The sequence below is a fragment of the Chlorogloeopsis sp. ULAP01 genome (assembly GCF_030381805.1).
Classification (GTDB): Bacteria; Cyanobacteriota; Cyanobacteriia; order Cyanobacteriales; family Nostocaceae; genus Chlorogloeopsis.
In genome coordinates this window covers 501083-527147 of record NZ_JAUDRH010000002.1, presented here as the reverse complement: position 1 = coordinate 527147, position 26065 = coordinate 501083, and the positions used below count along the sequence as shown (strand labels likewise).

Below are 26065 nucleotides of genomic sequence, written 5' to 3'. Positions count from 1 at the left end.
TATTTAAGATAGAAAGGTCGTAGTTCATAGATTTTAGCAGCAGCAGAAGAAGATTCGCCAAACAAGATCTAACTTCCTAGATATTTAATTTTCGGTATTGGGCGTTGATACAAAATCAATTAGGCTCTGTAAGCATGAAGGGACTTGAAACTGTTGCTAATAGCCGCTCCCATTACCTTGATGAATGTATTTCGCGCTGCTACTGCAAAAGGATTTTTGAATTCGCCCATTTTACCCGATCGCAAAGACTGCTCAACAATCGCCTTTGTACGGGAGAATCGCAGAGATTCATACTGTTGAAAAGCGGCAGTGGGATCTGAGTGTTCTTGCAAGCATTTAGTGACTACATAAGCATCCTCCAAAGCGGTACACGCTCCCTGCCCCATTGTTGGCAGCATTGGATGAGCGGCATCACCTAGTAGCGTAATATTCTGCTTGCTCCAAGGTTGAGTTGGCGGGCGATCGTAGAGATCCGTCGTCAGAATGTTGGCTTCATCTGTGGCAGCGATCAATTCAGGAATCGATGGAAACCAATCTTGGAACATGATTTCCAGCTCTTGTTTGTGACCAATATTAGCATCCGGTTGTGCTTCTTTTGCGATCGCTGCTGCATACCAATACATTTGCCCTTTACCGAGCATCATAAAGCCAAAACCTTTGCCACGCCCTAAAAACTCCTGAATATAGCCAGGACGATATTTACTTGGAATATAATCTGTCAAACCACGCCAGGTTTTAAAATTTCGATAGGTAGGTGGACGATCGCCCAACAAGTTTGCTCGTACTCGCGATCGCAAACCATCAGCCCCAATCAAAGCATCTCCCTCATCCGTTAAACCGGAAGCAAAATAGGCACGCACCTGACTTCTATCCTGCTCAAATCGCTCAAAGGTTTGTCCCAAGACAAATTTCTCATCTGGCACGTTGCGCCACAATAGCTGATGTAATTCTGCCCTATGAATCGCCACAACAGGCAACTCAAAGCGATCAACAAGCACGTTCACCAACTCCTTCCCGCTTTGCGAATTAAATTGATAATTCGTAGTCAGATAGCCGACGCGGATTGCATCTTCCAGTAAACCTAAATTTTTCAAAATGTGTGTAGCGTTTGCCCACAGTGCAATGCCAGCACCAACCTCTCGCAGTTCCTTCGTTCGCTCATAGACAACAGCTTCAAAACCAGCATGGTAAAGAGCGAGTGCAGTTGCAGCACCACCAATGCCACCACCAACAATAATAATTTTCTTTTTTGTTCGCATCTTTAAATATATCAATACTATAAATGACAGACTTGTCAGTTGATTAATTACTATCAAATATAACTTCTTGCTTGTCAACTGACTATTCGGTCGATATTATTAATATCTCTATTTAACTTGTTCATTAATTGCTCAAGTCAGACAAGCTATACTGACGAAGCAGTCAGTTGATGAGTTAAAAATGTTGTGGCGCGTCAAATAAAAGCTGAAAAGAGAGTGAAGACTAGGCAAATTCGAGATGCAGAGGCAACCCAAGCTGTGATTTTAGCAGCAGCAGAAGAAGAATTCGCCAAACATGGTCTGACTTCTGCCAGAACAGAGGCGATCGCGAATAAAACGGGTGTAGCAAAGTCAATGATTTACTACTACTTCAAGGATAAAGAAGGCTTGTATCAAGCAGTCTTGGAGCGATCGCACTCAGATCTTTTGCAAACAACTCAAAAGTTAGATTTAGATCATCTATCTCCGGAAGCGGCATTAGAAAAGTTTCTCACTGCACTGCTTGATTGCGTGTCGTGTAATCCAAAGTTACCGTTGATTATGTTTCACGAGGCAGTTCAAAATCAGGGGAAATATTACAAGCGCAGTAGTTCTTTAAGCATCGATACAACCTTAGTAAAAATTTTAGAACGAGGAGTTGCTACAGAAGTATTTCGCAAACTCGATCCATTTCAATCAGCAATTAACATTATGGGTACTTGCTTATTCTATTTTGTGGGTGCGGGTAACATTCAGCAGTATCCTCAAGGTAAGCGGCTCCTGAGCAAAGCAATGTTAGAACAACACGCTCAAGAAGCGATCGCGTTGATTTTAGCTGGTGTGCGAAACCCTTAAAAAAGTAGAGGGCATTAGACGTGGGTTGATGCTGTTTCTCCTATTTTTCGGTGTCCCACTGAACGAGTTGAATCACGACACCGTTGGGATCTGTGACTTGAAAGAACCTTTCACCCCAAGATTCAGTCTTGATCGCGGTTGTAATCTCCACACCTTCTGATTGAATTCGCGCGTATTCCCGATCAATATCATCCACTACAAAGACAATGAGTAGACCATCGGCTCGATGTCCCCGCATATGGATGGGTTTGAAACTTTCCAGATTGGTTTGGAGAAAAATTAGGTTAAAGCCAGCATCTGATCTAGAGAGAGAAACAAAGCCCTCGGCTGCCATTTCCTCACTGAAGCCAAAATGTTGCTTTACGAACGTTGCTGATGCTATGACATCATCTACGTTGAGTGAAATCGCTGAAGCGGTAATCTGCATAGATACTTCTAACGAACTGCGAGAGGGGCGATCAAGGAACATAAGTCTTGTAAATCATACCTGGTATTACTGATTTACGCACAATTACTAAATTATTTTTTCAACTGTCTCCAGCTTGAAAAGATAGTAATAAGATTATCTCTATATCTTCATTAAGAGAAAATTTTAAGAATTATGGCTGTAGGACGTAACAGCAGAAACATCAACGGATTTATTCGTGATTTTCGGGAATTTGCTCTCAAGGGCAGCGTCATGGATTTAGCGATTGGAGTAGTTATTGGCGCAGCCTTCAGTAAAATCGTCACCTCTTTCACTGAAGACATTATCATGCCACTGTTGAACCCTTTATTGGCTTTCACAGGTAATGATTGGCGAACATTTGGCATTCCTGTAGGAAGAGGTAAAATTGCCCTCGGCTCATTTTTAGGCAACGTAGTCGATTTTCTAATTATTGCTTTTGCTTTGTACTTAGCTATTCGGGCGATCGCTAGATTCAAACGCAAAGAAGAAATGGCTCCTCCGGCACCCACAGAAAAAGAATGTCCCTATTGTTTGGAAAAAATTCCTCTTGCTGCTACTCGTTGTCGTGCTTGCACTTCTGAGTTAGCACCCACTGTTGAAAGAATGTAGAAAGTGACATTTATCACATCTAACTTTGATGGTAATTTAAAATATCCATTCCAAGCTGTTTTTAAATATGTAATTTTGTATTTACAACTGTAGGAACTAAAATAGCTTGAATTATCCCAAGACACGGCATAGTCGTTTCCTTTGTTAATTAGAAAAATTTTTGATTGCGAGAATGGCTCTGTTTAAGGATTATGATGCAAATAAACAGGCTTTGTCCTGGTTACACAAAGCAGGCTAATTATTTGAGCAACTTTACTGATGAACACGGCTGTAAATAATACTCCCGGATTGGCTTCACGCTTGGTAAATGGGGTACTGGCAATTAAACCGCTATATAGCCTCGCCAAGCATCAAGCTCGTCAAATGATGATTAAACGTGCTGAGAAAATAGGGGTGCCTTGGAGAAAGAATGTTTCTCGTCTGCGATCGCACGATTGGGAAAGCGAACTAGCAAAAGTACAAAATCCCCAGACTAATTACCCAGAGTATTACCTCACCTCATTCCACGCCTACGAAAAAGGCGATTTATGTTGGGAAGCTGCCTTAGAAGCAGAAGTTGCTGCTTACGCCGTTCATTCTGGGATTTGGAAGGATGCTGGAGCACAAGGAGATCCAAAACTGCGTCAAAGTTATCACGAAATCCTCAAGCAGCAAATCTCCCAACAGCCTCAAGATATCCTAGATTTGGGTTGCAGTGTGGGTATGAGTACCTTTGCCCTGCAAGAACTTTATCCCCATGCCAAAATTACGGGTTTAGACTTATCTCCCTACTTCTTAGCTGTTGCCCACTATCGCTCCCGAGAGCGTCAAGCTAATATTAATTGGGTTCATGCTGCTGCTGAATCAACTGGATTACCAGATGCCTCGTTTGATTTAGTTTCTATTTTCTTGATGTGTCATGAATTGCCCCAGTCTGCAACTAGGTGCATTTTTGCGGAAGCGCGGCGTTTGCTGCGTTCAGGTGGGCATTTGGCAATTATGGATATGAATCCGAAATCGGAAGTTTACAAGAAAATGCCTCCTTACATTTTGACTTTGCTCAAAAGCACAGAGCCGTACCTAGATGAATATTTTGGCTTGGATATTGAGCAAGCGCTGGTAGATGCGGGTTTCCAAACTCCCACCATCACTCGCAACAGCCCTCGTCACCGCACTGTCATTGCTCAAGTTGGGGGGTAGGGGTACAGGGGTGCAGGGGTGTGAGAGAACCCAGCGTTGAGAGTTCTCTTGATTGAATTACAAAGATGTACCTCCCTCTCCCCTTACACCCTTACTCCCTTATTCCCTTACACCCATTTTGTGAGTGGCTAATTTCTTTTTAGTGCTGTGGGCGGTAACACCTCCCCTGCTACTGCTGATTTACTATTATCGGCGTGTTTCCACCGCCCCTTCCTTGCTGCGATTGCTGTTATTCTTCGTTTTCGGAGCAATATCGGGTTTTGTTGCCCTCGGTTTGGGATGGGTTGTGGAAACACAAATTAACTCTTTTGCAGCTTGGCGGGAAATGAGGCACACTCTTTTAGGTGTTGCTTTACGGCAATTGTTGGCAGTTGGCCCCATCGAAGAAAGCTGTAAGATGTTAGCAGTTCTGATTCCCAGCTGGTATTTTCAACGCAGGTATCGATTACGCCCTAGTAGTATTTTTCTCTTCACTATCGCCGTTGCCCTGGGATTCACTGCCGAAGAAAACTGGATTTACCTTTTCCACGAAACGGCATCTGTATTTGATCGGGCGATCGGTACACCTGTGCATACTATGTTCTCGGCACCCTGGGGATATGCTTTGGCATTATTTTTCAGATCAAGAATCCGGTTACGGCGCTATACCCCAAATATTTCTCGCTCATGGCTCAATTCTGTCATCTGTCACGCCCTGGTGAATTTTCTATCTAGCAGTTGGCGTTATCCAGCACCCCTATTTTTCCTCAGCTACGGTTTGTTTCCATTTTTCGTATGGATGTTTTGGCGACTAGAACAATTATTGCGAAAAGTACAAGGAAAAATGCCTATCATCCTCATCAGTGGTTATACACTTCGACATCGATTATGGGAGCAAGGTTTGGTAGTGTTTGCCCTGATGTTGGGTGGTAATGCTATTTTTGGGCTATTTCTGTTAATGAGAAATTTGAGTTCTTTAAGTCCATTGCAGATTTTTTACCCTGATACTTTGTGGTTTATACTTAGCCGCTTCCTGCTCAATTTAATTTTTGGACTAGTAGCATGGACAATTTATTGCTATTTGCGGTATTCAGCACGTCGGCGCTATTTTAAATAGCTAGAAATAATCTGCGTACTAATGGTTTGGGAGTGAAACTTAATGCTAGTGCTACGAGAGTTCTGAGGTTAAATTTTTGTTGGCTGAGAGCGTTTAAAAGTAATGAGCGAGCTTCCAATGCTCGTTCAGCTCGTAATAATCCAATTCCTAGAGTTGTATGTGCGTGTAACCATTTTGATCTGAAGTAGCTATGAAATTGCTGTAACTGCTCGTCTTCCATAAACTGACGAAAACAAAATATGCTTGCCTTTGCTCCCCTGATCTTAGCTTGAGGATTTTGGCTGCCGATCGCCATTGTTTCAGCTAGTGGATGCATTCGATATTGACTCAGTCTTTCTGGACAATAATATGCTCCACCACCAGTTCGACAAGCAAGATAAGTTAAATATAAATCCCAAAAAGGCCCTACTTGAGATGGAAAATTTTTCCAGTCAATTGCATCCTTGCGAATAACGGCAGCAACTGCACTTGGTACAGCTTGATGAACTAGCCCAATTTCACAAAATGGTTGGTAAACTCCTTCTTCTAGCTGATGTCGCTTCCAAAGTTTACTACACTCTTCAGTCGCAACCTCATCAATATTGCTATCCGCATCTATAATGTAGTGGTCGCTAAAAGCCAAGATTAGGTTTGGATTGGCATCGAGGGGGGGAACAAGCTTTGCTAAAAAGTCCTCGTTCCAGATATCATCATCGTTTAGACTAGCAATATATTTTCCGCGTGCTTCAGTAACAGCACTGGCAATATTCCGAGCTACTCCTAAATTTGTCGCATTTCGTCGGAATCTAATTCGTGGATCGTGAAAAGATTCAACTATTGCTTGAGGATTTTCGGGGCTACAATCATCAGTCACAATAATCTCAATATTTTTATACGTTTGACTGAGCGCACTTTCAATCGCTTGCTTGAGATATTTAGAGCGATTGTAAATCGGAACTATTACACTAACTAGAGAATTTTGGGAATTCATGGCTTGTGACATAATCTAAGCTTTTTACAGTTTGTGAAATTTTCAAGGAATGCAATAAACCAATTGGCAATAGCAGAAAATTTGACACACTAACAATAGGCAAGCCAAATCAGACACTTGCATATGATGCTAGTTCAATTTTCTAGATATTCAATGCATTTAGGTGCCTTGACTAAAAATAAGTATTCCTATTGTCAGAAATTCGATTTTTTGAACTAATTTGTAATTTACGTTACGTTTTATTTTTGGTCATTAGTATTTATAGATGATAACCAAAAATCAAAAATAAGCAATCAAGCCATCAAAATATATTAACTAGGATACCTATAAAAATTAAAGTTTTCTCTCTCTTTAGGAACAAACTAAATATAATAATTTTAAATTGTATGAATATTTTAAATAATTTTTATTGTCGTTATCATTGTTTGTATTTTCTCTGGGATGGTAAATTAACTCAGTAACACACCAATAAATGCGGTGGGTTACGCGCTGCTTTAACACACCCTACAATTTAAGGCTTACTTTATAAATAATCTCTAAAAGATTGTTTATCTAACTCACATAATTGACAAAATAAAAGGGGAACCTATTAAGAATTTTGTTCGTCTTTACAGGGTTTTCTATACAAAACTCTAGTGAAAATTCCTTCTACACTAGTTAATTTAGGCTGATGTCACATTTAATTACTTACCTTCAAGTAAAAGAAGATAGATAATAATTCGGCAGACAAAAATTTGAACAAAGGAATTTTTAAACTAGGATTTGTATAAGAAGGTTCCCCAAAAATTACGTATTTACGGCTATAAGCCGATTAAAACTGGCTGATTCTGTGCAGCACTAACTATATTTGACTCTGGCTCAGTGCAGTAAATTTCGCAAGAGTTATTTGGACTTTCGATTAATTTGACTTTGAAAAGTTTAGCTCCCAAATCTTGAACTGGCGATCGCAATAAATTACTAATGTGCAGTGCGATATTCTCAGCAGTGGGAACAACCTCTGCAAAGTAAGGGATATCTTTGTTCAAGAAGGTGTGATCGAATGGCTCAACTACATAATCTTCTATCACCTGATTCAAAGCGCCTAAATCCACAATCATGCCGATGCGTGGATCTATTTCCCCTTTGACTGTCACTTCTAGATGATAATTGTGTCCATGACCGTTAGGACGAGCGCACTTACCATAAACCTCAAAGTTCTCTTCATTACTAAGATTGGGATGCGCTAACCGATGGGCAGCGCTAAAGTGAGTGCTAACAGTAAGATAAGCTTCCATTCCATTCCCCATATAATCTGCCCAAAGCTCAGAATTTTCAAATAGCTGTATGCGGACTAAAGGCAAGTGAGGTGCTAGCCGCTGCCAGATCACCCGTGCAATATTCTCTGTTGTGGGCAGAGTTTGTTGAAATTCTGCCCACACATCGTTGAGATAGCAAAAGTCTAGTTGGCTGGTTATTTCTTGCTTGATTATGTGCTTTACATCGGACAAGTTCAGCACCATGCCATATTTATCTAATTTCCCGACGAGGGAAACAAATAAGACATAGTTATGCCCATGTCCAGGAAAACGGGAGCAAGCACCAAATTTCTCAACATTTTCAGCTTCACTCAGTTCTGGCAACCAATAGCGATGACTTGCCGAAAACCGAGCGCGGCGATTCACAATGCATTGCATGAGTACACTGGTAGCTTAGTTTAATATTTCTTAATATTCTAACCTTTCCAGCACCAACTTATTACATCCCACCTACTTGTTGCACTAACTGCAAGCCATCTGTTTGATCCCACAAATAGACGATTTTGCCGTTTTTGATAGTGACGAACTCAGAATATGGCACAGAAAAACTTTTGCCTGTTGTCGGCATTCCCATAAAGTCACCAATGAAGGTTCCGGAAAATATGCCGTGGTATGCGACGCGATCGCCCCTAACTAACAAATCTTCTACCCGGTAGTTGATATCACTCACAACAGATAATAAATCCTGGGCAAAATTACGGATTCCCTCATGACCTTTCACTGGTTCGGGAAAAACTAAGTCATTAATAACACCATCTGGTGCCATAACTGAAATAATCTTTTCTATATCTTGACTGATCCAGCCCTGTAAAAATTCCGTTACCAACTGTACATTCTCACGTTCCAAGTCTGTCAAATCTCCAAGAGAATTCAGATTTGGAAGTAATAAATTTTCAGCTTGTATATTCGTCATGCACCGTGTCTCCGTACATTACTGTTTCAGAAGGTGGGCAATGTTCGTGTCAGTTTTATTCTATATAAACCGTGTTTATTAAAAAAGCGGATTTTTAAGCGTATACGCCCAAGGAATCCTGAGCTTCCCAGTATAATCCTTTGGCAATACGGAACATTTCTTGCCCTGCGTGTAAATAACTTTCATCGTAGTTGAGGGGAAAATATTCTAATTCATCTAGTCCATCGCCAATTTGATTCAGGCAATAGTAAAGATGAGCAGCTGCTCTTGCTAGGCTAGGGGGATTCGGCAGGGAACGAAAAGTTGTTTGTGCTTGCTTAAAGCCATCTCGGCAAGTGTTCAAGTATTCTTGAAATTGCTCTAACAGTTCATCATCAAATGGATCAGCCGCTAATTTCTCGATTTGTATTGCCAAAGAATTGAGAATTTCACGCAACAAACGATTAACTGGTTGATACACCAGATGCAGCCATTCTTCAATTTGTTCGTCAAGATCCCGTCCTGTATGTCGCGTTGCTTGATATTGTTGCCCAGCCGTTGCGCTACGCTGTTGCCTGTTGCCATTGGTTGTTTGCAGGCGCTGATTGTGTAATTGGTGATCATAAATTTGGCGACTTTTAGTATCACCTAAGACTTCATACGCCGCGTTGATACGGATAATATACTCGTGATTTGCTGTTTCTTGATTGATATCAGGATGATATTGCTTTACCAAGCGGCGATAAGCTTGTTTAATTTCCGCTTGGCTGGCATTAGGACTGACTTTAAGGGTTTGGTAATGATTAGTATCTAACATTATTCCAATGTATCGTTAGCTGATGTTAGCTGCTACCCTTGGTTCTAGGTCTTGGAATAACGGCGTACTTAGATACCTCTCTCCAAAACTGGGCTGAATCATCACAATTAAGCGCCCTTCATTTTCTTGGCGTTGAGCAACACGAATTGCTGCACACAATGCTGCACCACTGGAAATGCCAGATAGCAATCCTTCTTCTCTTGCCAAACGTCTACTGTAGGCGATCGCTTCCTCATCACTGACGGCAATCACTTCATCAATTAATCCTACCTTCAGTACTTGGGGGATAAATCCGGCACCAATACCCTGGATTTTGTGAGGTCCCGGTTTTCCCCCTGATAAAACTGAGCTGTTAGTTGGTTCAACTGCGATCGCCTTAAAACCGGGTTTGCGTACTTTAATTACCTCTGCCACACCGGTAATAGTGCCACCTGTACCTACACCCGCTACAATCATATCTACCTTGCCATCAGTATCTTCCCAAATTTCTTCTGCTGTTGTTTCTCTGTGAATTTGCGGATTAGCAGGGTTACGAAATTGTTGCAACATATAAGCGTGTGGCGTTGTCTCAACTATCTCTTGAGCACGCCGAATGGCACCACTCATACCTTCAATTCCCGGTGTGAGTTCTAATTCTGCACCATAAGCTCGTAACATTGCTCGCCGCTCGGCACTCATTGTTTCTGGCATCGTCAAGATCAGATGATAACCCTTCGCCGCTGCCACCATTGCCAAGGCAATACCAGTATTTCCAGAAGTAGGTTCTACTAATACAGTTTTACCAGGAGTAATTAACCCTTCCTCCTCAGCAGCATTAATCATGCTAGCACCGATGCGGTCTTTGACCGATGATGCAGGATTCATGCTTTCTAGTTTTACCACTATTTGGGCTAGACAACCTTCCGCTTGCGGGATACGGTTCAATTGTACTAAAGGTGTATGACCAACAAGTTCTGTAATGTTACGAGCTATTCGCATTCTTTTATCCTTAATAAATGGTTATTAGTCAAAAAACCCTAAAATATGGGCTTTTGACTATTGATTAAATGTAATACATGATATCCAACTGCCGTCGTGAATCTCTTTTTTCACACAAATCGGCAAGTGTATATTTTTGTAAAATGGAGTTGGCTGCTTGACGTGCTTCTTGCCAAATTTCTTCTACAACATCACCGTCTACAGTTTTAGGCTTGGCGTCTTCCTCATAGGTTTGCACCTTATCTAAGCCTTCAACACATCCTAAAACCTCAAAAATAGTTATTTTCCAAGGTTCTCGTGACAATAAATAGCCACCCTTTGAACCACGCAGGCTTTTGACTAAACCTCCACGCCTCAAAGTGGCTAGCAGTTGTTCCAAATAGCGATCAGGAATATTCTGCTGCGCCGCTATTTGGCGAATTTGTAGCGGCTCTCCGCTTTGGTAATGAATTGCCAATTCTAATAAAGCAAGAATTGCGTATTCTGATTTACACGATAGTTCCACAGGCAGCGCGAAATAATTAAGGATCAACGATTAAGGATAAAGTCTGAATTTCCATCCTTATTTCTAGTATACTCCGGTTCTCCACTGGGGTTTGTTATTTTTTGTGCTAAAAACAAAAAAAGCTCCCCATCATAGTGGGGAGCTTTACATATATCAAAATTTATGTGCAAATTATTATTGCTCTAGAATGTGAAAGTAGTTCTGAGCGTACCGATGATAGCATCGTCGTTATCACTGCTTTGACCAGGATTGAGCAAGTAAATTACACCAGGAGTGATGGAGATATTGTCACTGACACGATACTTATAGAAACCTTCGATGTGCCAGGGTATATCGCTATCATTAACACCTGCTACTTTGTTCAAAGCATATGGTTGTGCACCACCGAAAATACCCAAAACGTTACCTTTCTTTCCTAAGTCGGGGAAAGCTACACCAGCTCCGTAACTCCAAGCTTCATAGTCGTCATCGGAACCAAAGCCAGTAACATCGTGGTAGGAAACAAAGCCACTGATAGAGAGTCTATCACTTGGTCTAAAGGCTGCCGATATGCCGTAGGAATTACTCGAAGATGCATTAAGAGCGCTTAATGTATTGGCTTGAGAAGTACCTACTACAGGAGCAGTCACAGTACCTTGATCGAATAGAACACTACCTGAACCATGATAACCATGAACGTAGGTTGCAGCTAATGCTAGGCGATCGCCAAGATTAAAGTTTAACTGTCCTAAAGCAGCATAGTTACCATTGAATACACCTGAACCGATGCCAGAATCGTTTGGCTCAGATCCCAAGTAACCGACTGTAACTGAAGATGGTAGGAGGAAACTGCGCTGACTGCCAAAACCGAAGTTTACTGCTGCACCAGCACCACCACCTACACGGAAGATGGGGTTTTGAGAAGCAAAGGTAGACAGAGCACCGTTACCACCATCGAAGTCCTCAAAGTAAGGGTTGGTGGTAGCAGCGACGTCGCTCCAAATACCGCCAGTTGCTGCAACATATACTCGTGCAGCATCACCAAGTGGGAAGTAGTACGCCAACCAATCTAGATTGACGTTATTATTACCTGTATTACCAATATTGAAAGTTTGGAAAGCCTCTGCACCAGTAGGATCTCCAACATTAAGCCTATCTGCATTACCAGCAGCAAGACGGGTGTGCAACACGTCTCTGCCTGTAAAGCTGGTTTGCAAGTCTAAACGTACCCTGTTCTGGAAGACGGTATTGTTATCGTCACCGGCTTGATCCCCAAAAGCATCGGTAAGGGCAAAAATTGCTTCACCGACGAGTTTTGTGGTAGTAGAAAATTGATTGGCTTCTAATTCCGCAGTACGCGCTTCTAATGCATCTACACGACCGCGCAAGGTAGCGAGTTCAGCAGAAAATTCTTCTTGCAATCGCTGCAAAGTAGCCAAATCTTCTTTTGTTACCAAGTCGGCTGTTGCTGTGGCTATCAGTTCATTAACCCGATCTAAACAGGCATTCAAACCTGCTGCAAATTCATAACGGGTCAAAGCACGGTTTCCACGATAGGTACCATTGGGATAACCAGCGATACAACCGTAACGCTCAACCAAGGACTGCAAAGCTTGGAATGCCCAGTCAGTTGGCTGTACGTCAGAAAACTGGGAAACCGAAGTTACCTGAGAAATTGAATTTTGTCTTTCTGAGTTGCTGTATTGACTAACTTGTTGTAAAACTTCGGTTGATTGTGCTGGTGCAGCCTGAGCTAAAATTTTTGGCTGGTTAGTGATTTCTGAGACAGCACTAAATTGTGTCTGTTCTGTTTGAGCGGTTTCAGGGGTAGTGCTATTTGGTGCTGCGATCGCAGTTGCAGAGACTAACAAAGTAGCTCCTAATACTGCTGGACTTGCCACCAAGGATTTCCACAAGATATTAGACATCATTATCTGTTCTCCTCACACCTTGTCGTATAAGTAATTTTGATTTGCTGCAACTATTACTGAAAAAGCGACTTCTTGTTGAAACCTGTGGATGAGGCATAATTTGCCCTACTAAAGACAATTTTAGTTTTTGCAAAGCTAACAATTGATTAAATTAGGGTAAAACTTTTATGTAATTAACTTATGCAAAAACATATCTTTATAGTTTGTAATTATAAGTCATCTGAGTCAGATGGCAATACATGGGCGTTCGCAAATAAAACTGTCACATCGTGCGATATGGACAACAAGAATTTTGGGCAGGAATAGCCAACATAGTTAAGGTAAGAAAGTTTGGTTCGAGCATGGTTGCCTCACTAAAATTTCTACCTTTATTTAAGACAGCTATATTCCCAATGGTTTAGCTACACATTGCTTTGAGGTTAACAGTGCTACTAGATTAACTAATCTGTGAAATTACCTCTGCTAAATCAAAGTCTTTCTGTGTTAAACCACCTGCATCATGTGTCGTAAGGATGATTTTGACTTTGTTATAAGAAATCTCTATATCTGGGTGATGCCCTAATGACTCAGCAGGTTCAACTAGCTTATTTACAAACTCGATTGCTTGTACAAAATCCTTAAATTTGCGGTTGCATTGCAACCTCATTCCTTCCCTTGTCCAGCCTAAAAGATTGCTGACTTTTTGTTGAATTTCTGCTTCGTCAAGTAACTGCGCCATAATTAACAAATTCCTACTTACTTGATTTTGTATTGTTTTTTGTCCAATTAAGGCTAGCAAAAGCAATCTGTACCCTTTACCTTTTTTTCGTTTATTTCGCAAACAATAGAAAAAATTAATAAAATAGGAGAATTTACTGGGATGAGTTCTTAAATTTGCAACTTTACCGCGCTCTTACCACTTTAAGTATCTATAAGTAATTAAAATATATTAATTTTCTAGATTGTCTCACCCAGATATATCTCAGTGCAATCTTTATTTTTGCGAGTTTAGAGTTAACCAGCTATGCAGACGCACTTTTTAGTATCTAGTTCCCTAACTTTAGGGACATAGTTAATTATTTTTCTAAATATCTTTTGAAAAGCTTCTATCTGACGTTAGATTTGGCTCACTGTGAGTTCTTAACTGTTTAACTTTTTTCAATCACAGAGCTTGGACAAACAAAAGCAACCTTATAAATAACTATCCGCTCTTACTTTAGATTTAGGAATCTAGGTAAGAGCGGTCTAGCGGGTCTTCAGGTTACAACCTAGCTGCTGGAAGGATCTCCAAACAAGCCTAGCTGCTTAAGTAACTTAGTTTCTCAAGAGAACTAAGGCTTACTTTTAGAGAACAGCCCCAGCACACAGCTGGCTATTCGCAACCTGATGACCCATGCTTTTACTACTATCTATCATGGGCATCACCTCCTTGTTGCCTAAGCGGTCTTAGTCTCAAAAAGGGAGAGTTTTAAACTCTCAGTTGTTGACTCTATGCCTCACTATAGCATGTTGCTCGCTAAGATGACACGAAACTATTTATGAACTTCCAAATCTGCGCTCGCAATCATTTTATCGCTCAAGAAGAATGAAGAGGACACAAAGACACAGGGAAATATATTTCACATTATTATTGGACGAGCCAGAAAAAAGCTGGAAATTGATTTGGCATCAACAGCTTCTCCTTGCATAATAACTTTCTCCAGTTCTTCGGGAGAAAGTAAAACTGTTTCGATATCCTCGTCTTCTTCTTGTTGTGGGGGTGTTTCGAGCTTTTCTAAGTCTTGTGCTAAGTAGGCATAAATAATTTCATCAGAATAACCAGGAGCAAGAATAAGTTCTCCTAGTTTCTTCCACTTGTGAGCGCGATAACCAGTTTCTTCCTCTATTTCACGTTGAATAGTTTGTAAAGGATCTTCATTTACTTCCACAGTTCCAGCAGGAAATTCTAATACCCGTCCCCCAACCGCAAAACGATACTGGCGTACGAGTATAAGTTTGCCCTCTGGTGTCACTGGTATGGCTAAAGCACCTCCAGGGTGACGAATGCACTCCCAGTCTCCTTCGGCTTGATTAGGTAAACGCAAGCGATTGACTTCAAAATTAAACTTGCGCCCTTTATAAAACAAGCGTTGTTTCAGTAGTTGGGGTAATTCTCTACCTAATGGCATAGTCGGGTTTTATGGTCTAAAAAGACACAAATAACATTGATTTTGATAGTCAAAACATGACTGTCACGCGTTTATTGAGTGTAATTTTAAACGCCTATCAATAGATGTACTTCAGAACAGTCTACCTCTTTCACCAGTTGTTTAATCCTCCGTCCGGAAATTGGTTCGATCCAATCTGGCGCTATCTCTGCCAATGGCACTAAGACAAAAGCTCTTTCCTGCATTCTCGGATGAGGAATTTGGAGATTTGGAGTATCCAAAATTAAGTCATCATATAACAACAAATCTAAATCCAATAAGCGTGGCCCCCAACGTTCTTCGCGGATACGCCCACTTTTTTTTTCAATATCCAGCAAGATTTCTAACAGTAATTGTGGTAATATATCTACTTGTAGTATTGCACAACCATTTAAATAATCTGGTTGTGGCGGTCCTACAGCTTTAGTTTTGTACCAATGAGATTTTGCTTTTAAGATAATACCTGGTGTTCGAGCTAAAGTTTCTAATGCTGCCTCCAAAATGGCATGAGAATCACCCATGTTACTACCAAGAGCAATAGCGCTATGCATACAATCTTCTCCGTATGCAATTTTCTATTGTCTTAAATTTAGCCGTAAATCCGACAGGAAGTTTCAACAGCTTCTTGACCCTAAAGAGATTGTTTAAACTTTTATATATTTTTTATATATTGCTTTTAAATAAATTTACCTAAAAAATCTAAAAAACATTTTTGATAACGCCTATAGTTAATACGCATAGGCTATTATACTAACACGATTGTGGCGTACTAATCAGAAAAACTTTTAGATGGTGGTTAGTTTAAAACTGCTTGAAGTGAGGCACTGACGTGGCGAAGTTTACCTCCTGGTTTAAGGAACGAACGACGAAGTCGAGTGATTCTGACACAGAAAAAGCTGAATCACCGCTTGGTGATAGTGAAGAGAAAAAGAAATCTACTAATGTTGAGAATAGACCACCAACTCAGCTGGAGAAAGCGAAGCAAACACTGACAAAGTTAGTTTCAAAGCTTCCAGGCAGTCAGAAACCACTTTATCGTCGTTACTGGTTTTGGGCTGGCTTGGGTATTGGTGGCGGTATAGTAGCCATCAGCTATGGTGTGTGGTCAATAGACCGCACTTTACCAGATAAAACAGAATTAAATGCTATTGTTCGAGAGCAAACATTAACTATCAAAGCAGCTGACGGTACGATTTTGCAACAGCAGGGAGAAGCGACGAGAGAACAGTTAAAACTAGAGGAAATACCAGACCAAATTCAAAAAGCTTTTATCGCTTCAGAAGACAGAAGATTTAATACTCACAAAGGTGTTGATGCACAAGGAATTGTCAGGGCAGTTTTGAGTAATGTGCGATCGCAAAACGTTGTGGAAGGCGGTAGCACAATTACGCAACAACTAGCACGAATTCTCTTCCTCAAACAAGAGCGTACAGTTTGGCGCAAGCTCAAAGAAGCTCGTCTAGCTCAAAAAATAGAGGCTCAATTGAGCAAAGACGATATTTTAGAACGTTATCTAAATTTAGTATATTTGGGTTCTGGAGCTTACGGTATTGCTGATGCAGCGCAGGTGTATTTTAGTAAACCAGTAAATGAACTTACTTTGAGTGAAATCGCGACCATAGCTGGTTTACCTCCTGCACCAAATCGCTTCTCGCCGCAAGTAAATTTAGAAGCAGCCAAACAACGACGTAATCTAGTATTACAGCGGATGTTTGAAGATGGATATATCACCGCAGCACAGAAACAAGCAGCTATTGCCGAACCATTGACTACAAAACCCACCTCCCCCAAACGATGGCAAGTAGAAGCACCCTATTTTATTAGCTACATCCAAAAAGAATTGCCTAAGTATGTTTCTCCAGAAATATTAAATACAGGTGGTTTAACAGTGGAAACCACCTTAAACCCAAACTGGCAAAAAACAGCGGAAGAAGCAGTAGCCAAAACTTTGCGCAATCAAGGACGCTGGGAAAATTTTAAGCAAGCAGCGTTAGTAGCAATAGATCCCCGTAGCGGTGAAATTAAGGCGATGGTTGGGGGAAAAGATTTTGATAAAAATCAGTTTAATCGCGTTACTCAGGCAAAAAGACAACCAGGCTCAACATTTAAGGGATTTGTTTATGCAAGCGCGATCGCTGCGGGGAAAAGTCCGTATAACAAATACCTAGATGAGTCTGTTGTGATCGATGGTTATGAACCGAAGAACTTCAGTGAGAAGTTCTCTGGCTGGATGAACATGAGAGATGCTCTGACTAGATCAATCAATATCGTTGCTGTTAAAGTCTTGATTGATGTTGGATTCCAGCCAACGATTAAACTTGCCCATGATATGGGTATTAAATCGGAACTCAAACCCTACTATTCGCTAGCTCTGGGTTCAAATGAAGTAAACTTGCTGGAATTAACCAGTGCTTACGGTTCCTTTGCAACGCAAGGATTACATGTAGAACCACATGGTATTACCCGCATTCTTAACCGCCAGGGTAAAGAAATATGGTCAGCTGATTTCAAGCCCAAACGTGCAATTGATGCCGAAACAGCTGCCATTATGACCTGGATGTTACGTAATGTAGTAAACGCAGGCACAGGTACCGCAGCTCAATTAGGTAATAGACCTGTTGCAGGCAAGACAGGCACTACTGATGACGCCCGCGACTTATGGTTTATTGGCTACATACCTCAATTGGTTACAGGTGTCTGGTTGGGTAACGACGACAATAAAAAAACTTGGGGTAGCAGTAGTAGTGCTGCCTACACCTGGCATGCATTTATGAAAGAAGCTGTAGAGGAGATGCCAGTTGAAAAGTTTCCCGAACGACCACAAGTAGAAGCTCGTAAAGGTAGTATCAAAGCGCAACCCGTTAAGCCAAGAAAAATTGTGAAAGGTTCTGCTTCGTCTAGTGAACAAACATTAGATGAAGGATCTTCTGGTAGTTCTCGCAGAAGAAGATCTAGGAGACGTTATTCTCAACAAGAAGACCAAGCTCCAAGGCGCAGACGGCGGTACTATCAGCAGGAGAACGATGATCCCTCTACATCTCGAAGCGGTAGACGCAGGGTTCGCAGTTCGGAATCAACAGCAATTTCTAGCAGTGACTCTTCCTCTTCAGATAACTCACAGCGTCGCTCCAGACGACTAAGATCAGATTTTTCGCGACAACAGTATAGCTCTAGTCAATCTTCCTGGCGGGAAAGATTAAGACCTAGTTCATCACAATAAGTGATAAAAGGGACTAGGGCTAGGAAGGATAGGGACACAGGGACAAGGGGACAAGGAGACAAGGAGAGTAATAAACAACCAACTACTAACTAACTGTACGGGAGGCAGCGCGTTGCGGAGCCAGTGCGCCCTTGCGGGTTCCCCGCGTTGTAGACGCCCTCCGGGCGGCTTCCCGCCGGGTAGCACCTGGCGTCACCTGGCGTGGGTTAAGCGCGTCGAGTGCGACTGCCGTGGGGGTTTATTTAGATATTTCGTCTCCTTGAGAGATTATTGTTAAAACCTGCCCCTACAAATGACAAATGACTAACCCCCTTTTCGCTTCCAAATTTACTCCCTTCTCATATGACTTGTGGGGGATGTGGGTGGTACGCTCTTTTTATATGTTCTTAACATAAGTAGTGTTGCCTACAACAGGAGAATATACTCATGACTTTATTGATGCAAGCAGCAGCACAAGCAGTAAATGAACCCCATTTTCCTTGGGCTTTTACTGCGGTTTATGTAGCTGGTTTTATTGCTGCGGTAACTATTGGTTCAATTGCCTGGTACAACTCCAAACGTCCAGTTGGTTGGGAAGATAAACAGCGTCCTGACTTTGTACCCAAGGTTGACAAAGAAGAAACTCCGGGTGTGGGTGAACCAAAGTAATTCACTAGTCATTAGTCATTAGTCAGTTAATGACAAATGACAAATGACAATTCACTTAGTTTTGAATTTCAACCCAACGACGGTAAAGCTTTTGAATTTGTTTGAGCAAAACATTAAAACCGACTTGGGTTGACTCGTCTGAATTAGATAGTTGTTGTAATTTCATCAGCAGTCTTGCTTCTTCTGTTGCAACTTCGCCATCGCTATAAATTAAACCACTGATGGCTTGAACCAGATTTTGGCAATCTTCAACAGTGGGGCGATCGCCTAGATATTCTTTTACCCAGTCATAGCACTGGGTTGGTTCTACGGGAACCAATTCGTAAAGCAGTGGTTTGATATCTGGATCGCTAGACACACCTTTTTCTTGAGCGATCTGGCGTAAGTACTGCCTTTCTTCTGGTTGGATTCTGCCATCTATCCAAGCTGCTCCAATCAAGATTTTTACTAAGTTTTTAACATCACTGGAGTTAACTGGCATCACAGCCTCCTCTGGTTGATTCTGCCCTCCCTGAAATCTTACAACTCCCAACAGTATTCACCCTGAATGATTGGTTTTTCTTAAGCGAGCCATAAAAAAGCCATCCATACCATGCTGATATGGTAATATTTTTAGCCAACCTTGTGGTGACGAATACTCAAAAAATGATGAATTCAAATTAGGAGGATCGATTTTCCAATCTACATTTTCGGCTAAAAATGACTCAATTACAGCCTCGTTTTCTGCTGGATGTAGTGTACAGGTGGCATAAACTAATACACCTCCATTTTTGACAAAAGTTGAAGTATGTGATATTAAATTTTTCTGAAGTATTGATAATTCCTGAATAGTTTCTGGTGTTTGTCGCCAACGGGCATCAGCGTGGCGGTGTAAAGTTCCTAAGCCAGAGCAGGGTGCATCTAACAACACACGATCAGCACAATTATGAAACTGCGATGAATTGCGGCTATCACCAATATAAATTTTTATTGATTGGAGATTGAGTCGTTTGATATTTTCTTGGAGTTTGCGCAAACGAGAAGGAGTGCGATCGCATCCCCAAATAGTCCCTCGATCCTGCATTAACTCAGCAATATGAGTCGTTTTACCTCCAGGTGCAGCGCAGGCATCAATAATAACTTCTCCTGGTTGAGGATCGAGAAAATGGCTGACTAGTTGAGCGCTGCTATCTTGTACACTCCACCACCCCTCGCAGAAACCAGGTAAATTTTGAATAGGGCCTGGGTTGCCAAGCAGTCGTAATGCTTGTGGTAAATGAGAAAAATGTTGGCAGGAAAAGCCAGCTGCTTGCAACGCTGCTTCTACTTCTGGTGTTGAAGTGCGAAGTGGGTTAACCCGCAAGTCAATTGCTGGAGTTTGATTCATCCAAATACACAGTTTTTCCGTTTCCGCAACACCAAATTGGTCGAGCCAAACTTGAATAATCCAGTCTGGGAAACTGTGAGAAATACCCAAGCGTGCAATTGGATTTTCAGGTAGTTGTAGAGGATCAATTGATTTTTCGGCAGAGCGGATATAATGCCGCAACATCCCGTTAACGAAACCAGTGAGTCCAGCAAAGGCGTTTTCCTTCGCTAGTTGTACAGTTGTATTAACGGCAGCGCTAGCTGGTATTCGTGCTTGATAGCGGAGTTGATATAAGCCAAGATGAAGAATGGTGCGGAGGTCTTTCGGTTGCTCGTGAGATTTCTTTTTACCAAGTTGGTCGATAAGAGTATCAAGAGTACGCTGCCTTCTCGTACAACCATAGACTAATTCTGTCATCAGACGACGATCCAAAGCAGACAAGTTGGCTTTTTGCAGTACTCGATCTAGTGCCACATCTGCATAAGCTCCTTTGTGAATGTCTCGTAAGGCAATAAAAGCTAGTTGCCGGGAGGATATATTTTGATTTTTAAATTTTTGATGTTGCAACGGTCAAATTGAAACTAAAGGCTTATACCAATTTAATTTAGTGGTTATGACAAATACTTTGTCATAGACGCGATTTTAATTGCGTTTATACAGAGCTTGTATGTCAAATGACTGTTTCAAATTGGTATTTACTATTTTAAACTTACTCATTGGAAATAGTTCGCATAAATATCTATTGGCTTGCGTTATCATCCCTACAACCAGGATATGAGTTCTCGTTACCAGGTTGAACCTAGTAACGAGGGTTTTGTGGGCTGCCACCTTCAGTTGTTGTTGGGAATGGTGTAAGACTCTCTTTGGAAGCGAAAGTTAGGTAGGAAGAATGGAAATTAGTTACAGTACTGACAAGAGTTTATTTGCTAGTATCGAGTCTTTAATTTTTAACAACAACCTCATTCATTGTCAATACAATGGGGAATACCTAATACTGGACAGGGACAGCTATATTTTAGTTTTTGGATGATGGGATGCTGAGGTGAATTACAACCTAAAAATAGTAGAGATGCAGCCTCCGATGCTACTACTTTCTTTAATTCATCTGCAAGACAACCAAATCGTAGATGAGCCTTAAAATAACTCTGCCATTCTTCAGCTAGACAACGTGCTTGCCAGAGAATACGCTCTGCAGATGCGAACTTATATGTTTTATTTAAGACGCGTTGATAAATTCTATTTGATGTTGAGATGGCAGGTAAATCTAATGAAAACCGATGGGAAAATCCACTGTTAACAACTTCTTTTTGTGGTAAGACATCCAAAAGATGACTAGTTTGATTGTCTTCTAAAACATAAACTGCTTGAACTGTGACGTGTGTTTTAGTGGCAATACGCGTTTGATGAGCAATCAATAAACTAATATCCAAGGCTGTGTGACTTTTAGGAGAACTATCATAACCAACAATTAAGTTGACTGATTTGACAGATGTAGCTGATTCCCAATCAGGTGTTGATTGTCCCCAAAGCAACACCATTTGTTCAATCAAATCATCTCTACCGAGCGCGTTTTGCAAACGCATTAACATTGGTTTGATATTCACAGCTTTTACTTCCCTGCAATGAAACAAACTACGAAGGAGAAGGAGTTTAATCAGTTTTGGATTTTGTCACTTTTTTGTTGTTGTTCCAAGCGATCGCTAATCACTCCTATAATCTAGCATCTATGAAGAAAACCTCAATCAAAATATGAACGCAGCCAAAATGTCAAGGCTTTTTACAGCCATCTATAGAGTTCAGTTGTGGGTTAATACCATTTCTTTAAACGCTTACACTTTACGATGTCTCATACTCCTTTAACAAGGGGGTAAGGTGGAATTTAATGTGTTGTCAATTGAAGGAAAATTAGTATCAAGTGAGAAAAGTTTGTCGTCAAATTTGCCACAAATATGAGTTACCTAATTCACTGTTTATGCCGCGATATTTGATACAGTGAAATCTACTCATCTGAGGTGAAGTTTTGCTCTAAGAAATTCAAAGCATAGTTGCGCAATTCATAATATTCCTTAGAGTCTCGCATTTGGGAGCGATCGCGTGGATGGGGAAATGGTACTTCTAGAATTTCCCCTATATTTGCAGCCGGGCCGTTAGTCATTAATACAATGCGATCGGACATATAAATAGCCTCATCTACATCATGGGTAATCATCATTACCGCTTGTCGGTGTCGTTCCCAAATATCTAAAACTTGCCGTTGTAATTTTCCACGAGTGAGAGCATCTAATGCGCCAAAAGGTTCATCCATGAGTAACATTTTCGGACGAATTGCCAAAGCTCTAGCAATACCTACTCGCTGCTTCATTCCTCCGGAAATTTCATCGGGATATTTATCAGCTGCTGCTGTTAAGTTCACCATTGCTAAATGTTCATTAACAATGCTAATTTTTTCTGTGCGAGTAGCATTTTTGAGAACTTCATCTACAGCCAAACGGATATTTTCCTTTACGGTTAGCCAAGGCAGCAACGAATAGTGCTGAAACACCATCATTCTTTCTGCACCGGGTTTGCGAATTTCTTTACCATCAAGTCTTACTGAACCAGAAGTTGCTTTTTCTAAACCAGCTACAATCTTTAAAAGTGTGGATTTACCACAACCAGAGTGGCCGATTACAGAAATAAATTCATCCTCTCCCACTGACAGATTCACACCATCCAAAACCACAAATTTTCCATCGTCATTATTGTTTGGATAAGCCTTGACTAAATTTTCAATTTCTAGGAATGGAGTAGTGTGTGAGGTTTTTTCGTTAATATTCATTGAGAAGGAAGTAGATTTAGTCATGGTAATTTTTGGGGTTAAGAATATTTTTGACATAGTTTTGTGCGAACTAATTAAGACATATAGAAACGAATGGGAGCATTAGCTCTAATCTCAAAACTTTTGAGATACCCTATTGGATCGCTAGGGTCAAAACCTTTGTTGTCGATAAATACTTCTGGAGGCTCCACTTTGTAGTCATCTTTGGGACACTCAATGCCCATTTCCGCAGCAATCTCGCGATATAAATCGGTTCTCCAACCTTTTTGAGCCAGCATTTCGGCATTTTTAGGAAATTCATTAATTTGCCCCCACCGTGCGGCTTGTGTCATCAACCAAATACTTTCGGAACTCCATAAAAATGTAGAGTGTTCATTTGGTTGTTTGGGAACATTGTCGGGAATATCGTAGAAAATAGTGGTATCAGCAGCTTTCACGGTGCGGTTTTTGCCATCCCAGCCACCATAGTTGTAGTTACCGAAAATTGCAGGGCCTGTAAATTTTGTAACTGGAGCACCAGGATTTTTGGGTTTTGCTCCTGTGAATGAGCGATCTGTAATTAGTTCGGCAACTTCTTGACGGTTTTCAGGCTGACTGCAATATTGACAAGCTTCAATCATCGCCTTCACAAGGGAGCGATAGGTTTTTGGGTAGTTGTCGATAAAAGATTGCATTACCCCCAGTAGTCGATCTGGGTGTCCTTGCCAGACTTCTTTTCCTTGAGCAAAGGTAAAGCCGATGCCTTCGTTACCTGTAATTGCGCGTGTATTCCAAGGTTCTGCCACCATATAGGCTTGCATCGCGCCAATCCGCACATTAGTTACCATTTGCGGTGGGGGAACAATGATAACGCGAAACTCCTTCAGGGGATCGACACCCGCAGCAGCAGAAATATAGCGAACAAAGTACTCGTATATGGCAGAACTTAGTACCACTGCCCAAACTTTGCCTTCAGGCGGTTGCTTGCTAAAGTAGTTTCTAAAATCACGCCCGAAAGCTTCCAAAGCGCGATCGCCATATTTTTGTTTGTACTCGTACCAAGGACGCAGCCCAAAATCCCACATGGCTTTGTTCATAGTCATAGCGTTACCATGCCGATGAATCGTCATCGCCGCGCACAAGGGAGCGTGACGCGCACCTTCTGCACCAATTCTGGCATTGGTGACAGCACCGGATACCACAGGCGAAGCATCAAGACGACCAAAAATCAAGCCATCACGGGAAGTTGCCCAGCTTGCTTCTCGATTGAGTTTGACATTTAACCCATATTTGCGAAAAAAACCTTTTTTCCAGGCGATCGCAAATGGCGCACAGTCATTGACAGGAACATACCCAACGGTAATATCTGGTTTTTCCAACTGTTGTGGTTTTACTAGTGGTTCGACTGCTAAAGCTTCTTCAGTCAATCCTCTAGCGCCAGTATTCCCAGTGATGGCACAGGAAGATAACGTCATTCCGCCTGCGGTTGCTCCTATTGCTTTGATGAAGTCTCGTCTAGTCCAATAATTGCAATTAGTATCACTCATGGTGTTGCTTCAGCACTGGCGAATTTACGAAAAGGCGCACTTTTGCAAAGCTAGAGTGCGTCTGGGATGTTGGTATGAGCAAAATAGGGGATTGGGAATCGGGAAGAGGACGCGGAAACCCTCTGACACAAAGACGCGGAGAATCGTGCTTGATGTTCTTGCTCCTTGTCTCCCCCTCCCCGTGTCCTCTTCCTAGCCCCTATCTAATTTGCAGTTCTGGGGCGATGGGTTACTAATTCTTGTATTTTGCCTACAGCATAATCAAGTAATAACCCAGTTAAGCCAATCACCAGTACGGCTAAAAATACTGAACTTAGATTTAAACGGCTCCATTCATCCCAAACAAAAAAGCCGATACCAATACCGCCTGTCAACATTTCCACGGCAACAATTACTAGCCAAGCAATCCCTAAGCTAATTCGCAAACCCGTAAAAATATAAGGCAAACTTGCAGGCAAGATAATTTTTGCAATCTGCCGCCAACGAGGCATTTCTAGTACCCGTGCTACGTCTAAATAATCTTTGGGAACGCTAGAAACTCCCAAAGCAGTGTTAATAATAGTGGGCCATAAAGAGGTGATAAAAATTACAAAAATTGCCGAAGGATCTGCCAAGTTGAATATAGCCAGAGCAATAGGTAACCAAGCCAGTGGCGACACCGGTTTAAAAATCTGAATGATGGGATTGAGAGCTAGCATTGCATTTTTTGACATTCCAATCAAAAATCCCGCGGGAATTGCTACAACAGCACCGAGCAGAAATCCAAGCAACACTCGTCGCAAGCTTGCTAGCAATAACCAACCAATACCTAAGTTACCTGGCCCTCTTTGATAGAACGGATTTAGAATGTAATCTAAATTAGCAATTAGCGCTTCAGGTGGAGTGGGCATTAATTCATGGTTAACAAGGGCAACCACCCACCACAACACAATAATCCCCAAAAATCCAAGGGCAGGTAGTAATACCACATCCCTAAAAATTACAGGTTTTGCCTTTTTCCAGGCTACTTGCCCAGCTACTGCGGCGATCGCAGCCAAATTTAGTTGTGCCATGTTGCAACCTCAACACAGTTTCACTGCAGGTACAAAAATCTGAGCAGTACCAGCCAAGGATACTGATGAGGTTTAAACACTAAAAAATGCTGCCTCTTCAGTCTCCTCTCAGTGCCTACGAAGTTAGCTGACGGGCTAGGGTTGAGAGATACCCTTCTCTAGAAGGATGAAATCATAAAGTGTGAAGGATTAAGACTTAACTAATATTTTTTGCCTTCTGCCTTCTGCCTTTTGCTTTCTACCTTTCTTTAGAGATACGCCCCAAAATTTGGTTCCTCCGCTCTGGCGTTAGCATTGTGCTTCGCTAGATTAGGCTGACTTACTCTACTTAATAGCCCAGAGTAACATATGCTTCTCGATTTGTATATCCGTCTTAAGATTAACCAAAAGCTTTTGTCTGACTGTTCATTCATCATAATATATAACTAAAGAGCGATCGCCTAATTATTGGATTATGACTCACTTAGGGTTATCTAGAGAGCGATCCCAAATCATT

25 protein-coding genes and 1 riboswitch are annotated in these 26065 nt (G+C 41.5%); of the genes, 7 read left to right on the top strand and 18 right to left on the bottom strand.

Features of this window, described 5'->3' with window-relative positions; genetic code table 11:
- Positions 1-119: 119 nt before the first annotated feature.
- Positions 120-1259, bottom strand: a complete 1140-nt coding sequence (locus QUB80_RS05985) for an FAD-dependent monooxygenase (protein ID WP_289788565.1) — start codon at positions 1257-1259, stop codon at positions 120-122.
- Between the two features lie 186 nt (positions 1260-1445).
- Between QUB80_RS05985 and QUB80_RS05980 the strand changes: the two genes are divergently transcribed.
- Positions 1446-2093, top strand: a complete 648-nt coding sequence (locus tag QUB80_RS05980; protein WP_289788564.1) for a TetR/AcrR family transcriptional regulator — start codon at positions 1446-1448, stop codon at positions 2091-2093.
- Positions 2094-2133: 40 nt separating this feature from the next.
- Here the strand turns inward: QUB80_RS05980 and QUB80_RS05975 are convergent, their stop codons facing one another.
- Positions 2134-2562, bottom strand: a complete 429-nt coding sequence (locus tag QUB80_RS05975; protein WP_289788563.1) for a VOC family protein — start codon at positions 2560-2562, stop codon at positions 2134-2136.
- A gap of 132 nt (positions 2563-2694) precedes the next feature.
- On the opposite strand from QUB80_RS05975, the gene mscL reads away from it, so the two are divergent.
- From mscL to QUB80_RS05960, 3 genes are all read left to right on the top strand, one after another.
- Entirely contained in the window at positions 2695-3150 is a 456-nt protein-coding gene (gene mscL, locus QUB80_RS05970; protein ID WP_289788562.1) for a large conductance mechanosensitive channel protein MscL, read from the top strand.
- 258 nt (positions 3151-3408) lie between these two features.
- Positions 3409-4329: a class I SAM-dependent methyltransferase gene (locus tag QUB80_RS05965; protein WP_289788561.1), complete on the top strand. Its 921-nt coding sequence runs from the start codon at positions 3409-3411 to the stop codon at positions 4327-4329.
- 124 nt (positions 4330-4453) lie between these two features.
- Positions 4454-5425, top strand: coding sequence for a PrsW family intramembrane metalloprotease (locus tag QUB80_RS05960; protein WP_289788560.1), 972 nt, complete (start codon positions 4454-4456; stop codon positions 5423-5425).
- Here QUB80_RS05960 and QUB80_RS05955 read toward each other — a convergent pair.
- The 10 genes from QUB80_RS05955 to folK all read right to left on the bottom strand — a co-directional run bounded on the left by QUB80_RS05955 (position 5418) and on the right by folK (position 15508).
- Positions 5418-6407: a glycosyltransferase family 2 protein gene (locus QUB80_RS05955; RefSeq protein ID WP_289788559.1), complete on the bottom strand. Its 990-nt coding sequence runs from the start codon at positions 6405-6407 to the stop codon at positions 5418-5420. The two genes, QUB80_RS05960 and QUB80_RS05955, sit on opposite strands and share 8 nt — an antisense overlap.
- Before the next feature lie 788 nt (positions 6408-7195).
- Positions 7196-8068 (bottom strand): 6-carboxytetrahydropterin synthase, encoded by an 873-nt coding sequence (locus QUB80_RS05950; RefSeq protein ID WP_289788558.1) that lies wholly within the window; start codon positions 8066-8068, stop codon positions 7196-7198.
- 61 nt (positions 8069-8129) lie between these two features.
- A complete protein-coding gene (locus tag QUB80_RS05945; RefSeq protein ID WP_289788557.1) occupies positions 8130-8603 on the bottom strand; it encodes an ester cyclase in 474 nt (157 codons plus the stop codon).
- 94 nt (positions 8604-8697) lie between these two features.
- A complete protein-coding gene (locus QUB80_RS05940; protein ID WP_289788556.1) occupies positions 8698-9399 on the bottom strand; it encodes a J domain-containing protein in 702 nt (233 codons plus the stop codon).
- 15 nt (positions 9400-9414) lie between these two features.
- Positions 9415-10377, bottom strand: coding sequence for a cysteine synthase A (gene cysK, locus QUB80_RS05935; protein WP_289788555.1), 963 nt, complete (start codon positions 10375-10377; stop codon positions 9415-9417).
- Positions 10378-10441: 64 nt separating this feature from the next.
- The gene (locus QUB80_RS05930) at positions 10442-10882 is read right to left on the bottom strand and encodes an RrF2 family transcriptional regulator (protein ID WP_289788554.1); all 441 of its coding nucleotides are present in this window, start codon (positions 10880-10882) and stop codon (positions 10442-10444) included.
- 182 nt (positions 10883-11064) lie between these two features.
- The gene (locus QUB80_RS05925; RefSeq protein ID WP_289788654.1) at positions 11065-12789 is read right to left on the bottom strand and encodes an iron uptake porin; all 1725 of its coding nucleotides are present in this window, start codon (positions 12787-12789) and stop codon (positions 11065-11067) included.
- Between the two features lie 439 nt (positions 12790-13228).
- The gene (locus tag QUB80_RS05920) at positions 13229-13510 is read right to left on the bottom strand and encodes a 4a-hydroxytetrahydrobiopterin dehydratase (RefSeq protein ID WP_289788553.1); all 282 of its coding nucleotides are present in this window, start codon (positions 13508-13510) and stop codon (positions 13229-13231) included.
- A gap of 880 nt (positions 13511-14390) precedes the next feature.
- Positions 14391-14939: an NUDIX hydrolase gene (locus tag QUB80_RS05915; RefSeq protein WP_289788552.1), complete on the bottom strand. Its 549-nt coding sequence runs from the start codon at positions 14937-14939 to the stop codon at positions 14391-14393.
- Between the two features lie 86 nt (positions 14940-15025).
- Positions 15026-15508, bottom strand: a complete 483-nt coding sequence (gene folK, locus QUB80_RS05910) for a 2-amino-4-hydroxy-6-hydroxymethyldihydropteridine diphosphokinase (protein ID WP_289788551.1) — start codon at positions 15506-15508, stop codon at positions 15026-15028.
- 278 nt (positions 15509-15786) lie between these two features.
- Between folK and QUB80_RS05905 the strand changes: the two genes are divergently transcribed.
- The 3 genes from QUB80_RS05905 (at position 15787) to psb35 (ending at position 18825) form a co-directional block, all read left to right on the top strand.
- Entirely contained in the window at positions 15787-18177 is a 2391-nt protein-coding gene (locus tag QUB80_RS05905; protein WP_289788550.1) for a transglycosylase domain-containing protein, read from the top strand.
- Positions 18178-18308: 131 nt separating this feature from the next.
- Entirely contained in the window at positions 18309-18440 is a 132-nt protein-coding gene (locus tag QUB80_RS05900; RefSeq protein WP_289788549.1) for a hypothetical protein, read from the top strand.
- Positions 18441-18603: 163 nt separating this feature from the next.
- On the top strand, positions 18604-18825 hold the full coding sequence (gene psb35, locus QUB80_RS05895) for a photosystem II assembly protein Psb35 (protein WP_016879057.1): 222 nt from the start codon (positions 18604-18606) through the stop codon (positions 18823-18825).
- A gap of 55 nt (positions 18826-18880) precedes the next feature.
- Here psb35 and QUB80_RS05890 read toward each other — a convergent pair whose 3' ends face one another.
- The 6 genes from QUB80_RS05890 to ntrB all read right to left on the bottom strand — a co-directional run bounded on the left by QUB80_RS05890 (position 18881) and on the right by ntrB (position 25569).
- The gene (locus QUB80_RS05890; protein WP_289788548.1) at positions 18881-19306 is read right to left on the bottom strand and encodes a tellurite resistance TerB family protein; all 426 of its coding nucleotides are present in this window, start codon (positions 19304-19306) and stop codon (positions 18881-18883) included.
- A gap of 57 nt (positions 19307-19363) precedes the next feature.
- The gene (locus QUB80_RS05885; protein WP_289788547.1) at positions 19364-20740 is read right to left on the bottom strand and encodes a 16S rRNA (cytosine(967)-C(5))-methyltransferase; all 1377 of its coding nucleotides are present in this window, start codon (positions 20738-20740) and stop codon (positions 19364-19366) included.
- A 392-nt stretch (positions 20741-21132) separates the two neighbouring features.
- A complete protein-coding gene (locus QUB80_RS05880; protein ID WP_289788653.1) occupies positions 21133-21762 on the bottom strand; it encodes a universal stress protein in 630 nt (209 codons plus the stop codon).
- Positions 21763-22172: 410 nt separating this feature from the next.
- Entirely contained in the window at positions 22173-23015 is an 843-nt protein-coding gene (locus QUB80_RS05875) for an ABC transporter ATP-binding protein (RefSeq protein ID WP_289788546.1), read from the bottom strand.
- 50 nt (positions 23016-23065) lie between these two features.
- Positions 23066-24517, bottom strand: coding sequence for an ABC transporter substrate-binding protein (locus QUB80_RS05870; RefSeq protein WP_289788545.1), 1452 nt, complete (start codon positions 24515-24517; stop codon positions 23066-23068).
- A 203-nt stretch (positions 24518-24720) separates the two neighbouring features.
- Entirely contained in the window at positions 24721-25569 is an 849-nt protein-coding gene (gene ntrB, locus QUB80_RS05865) for a nitrate ABC transporter permease (RefSeq protein WP_289788544.1), read from the bottom strand.
- 97 nt (positions 25570-25666) lie between these two features.
- A riboswitch (cyclic di-AMP (ydaO/yuaA leader) is annotated at positions 25667-25895 on the bottom strand.
- Positions 25896-26065 lie beyond the last annotated feature (170 nt).

Coding starts and splice junctions, on each gene's coding strand:
- psb35 (WP_016879057.1), top strand. CDS start 18,604: ATGACTTTATTGATGCAAGCAGCAGCACAAGCAGTAAATGAACCCCAT.
- ntrB (WP_289788544.1), bottom strand. CDS start 25,569: ATGGCACAACTAAATTTGGCTGCGATCGCCGCAGTAGCTGGGCAAGTA.
- QUB80_RS05950 (WP_289788558.1), bottom strand. CDS start 8,068: ATGCAATGCATTGTGAATCGCCGCGCTCGGTTTTCGGCAAGTCATCGC.
- QUB80_RS05985 (WP_289788565.1), bottom strand. CDS start 1,259: ATGCGAACAAAAAAGAAAATTATTATTGTTGGTGGTGGCATTGGTGGT.
- QUB80_RS05915 (WP_289788552.1), bottom strand. CDS start 14,939: ATGCCATTAGGTAGAGAATTACCCCAACTACTGAAACAACGCTTGTTT.
- QUB80_RS05890 (WP_289788548.1), bottom strand. CDS start 19,306: ATGCCAGTTAACTCCAGTGATGTTAAAAACTTAGTAAAAATCTTGATT.
- QUB80_RS05955 (WP_289788559.1), bottom strand. CDS start 6,407: ATGTCACAAGCCATGAATTCCCAAAATTCTCTAGTTAGTGTAATAGTT.
- QUB80_RS05940 (WP_289788556.1), bottom strand. CDS start 9,399: ATGTTAGATACTAATCATTACCAAACCCTTAAAGTCAGTCCTAATGCC.
- cysK (WP_289788555.1), bottom strand. CDS start 10,377: ATGCGAATAGCTCGTAACATTACAGAACTTGTTGGTCATACACCTTTA.
- QUB80_RS05925 (WP_289788654.1), bottom strand. CDS start 12,789: ATGTCTAATATCTTGTGGAAATCCTTGGTGGCAAGTCCAGCAGTATTA.
- QUB80_RS05875 (WP_289788546.1), bottom strand. CDS start 23,015: ATGACTAAATCTACTTCCTTCTCAATGAATATTAACGAAAAAACCTCA.
- QUB80_RS05965 (WP_289788561.1), top strand. CDS start 3,409: ATGAACACGGCTGTAAATAATACTCCCGGATTGGCTTCACGCTTGGTA.
- QUB80_RS05945 (WP_289788557.1), bottom strand. CDS start 8,603: ATGACGAATATACAAGCTGAAAATTTATTACTTCCAAATCTGAATTCT.
- QUB80_RS05920 (WP_289788553.1), bottom strand. CDS start 13,510: ATGGCGCAGTTACTTGACGAAGCAGAAATTCAACAAAAAGTCAGCAAT.
- folK (WP_289788551.1), bottom strand. CDS start 15,508: ATGCATAGCGCTATTGCTCTTGGTAGTAACATGGGTGATTCTCATGCC.
- QUB80_RS05880 (WP_289788653.1), bottom strand. CDS start 21,762: ATGTTAATGCGTTTGCAAAACGCGCTCGGTAGAGATGATTTGATTGAA.
- mscL (WP_289788562.1), top strand. CDS start 2,695: ATGGCTGTAGGACGTAACAGCAGAAACATCAACGGATTTATTCGTGAT.
- QUB80_RS05975 (WP_289788563.1), bottom strand. CDS start 2,562: ATGTTCCTTGATCGCCCCTCTCGCAGTTCGTTAGAAGTATCTATGCAG.
- QUB80_RS05870 (WP_289788545.1), bottom strand. CDS start 24,517: ATGAGTGATACTAATTGCAATTATTGGACTAGACGAGACTTCATCAAA.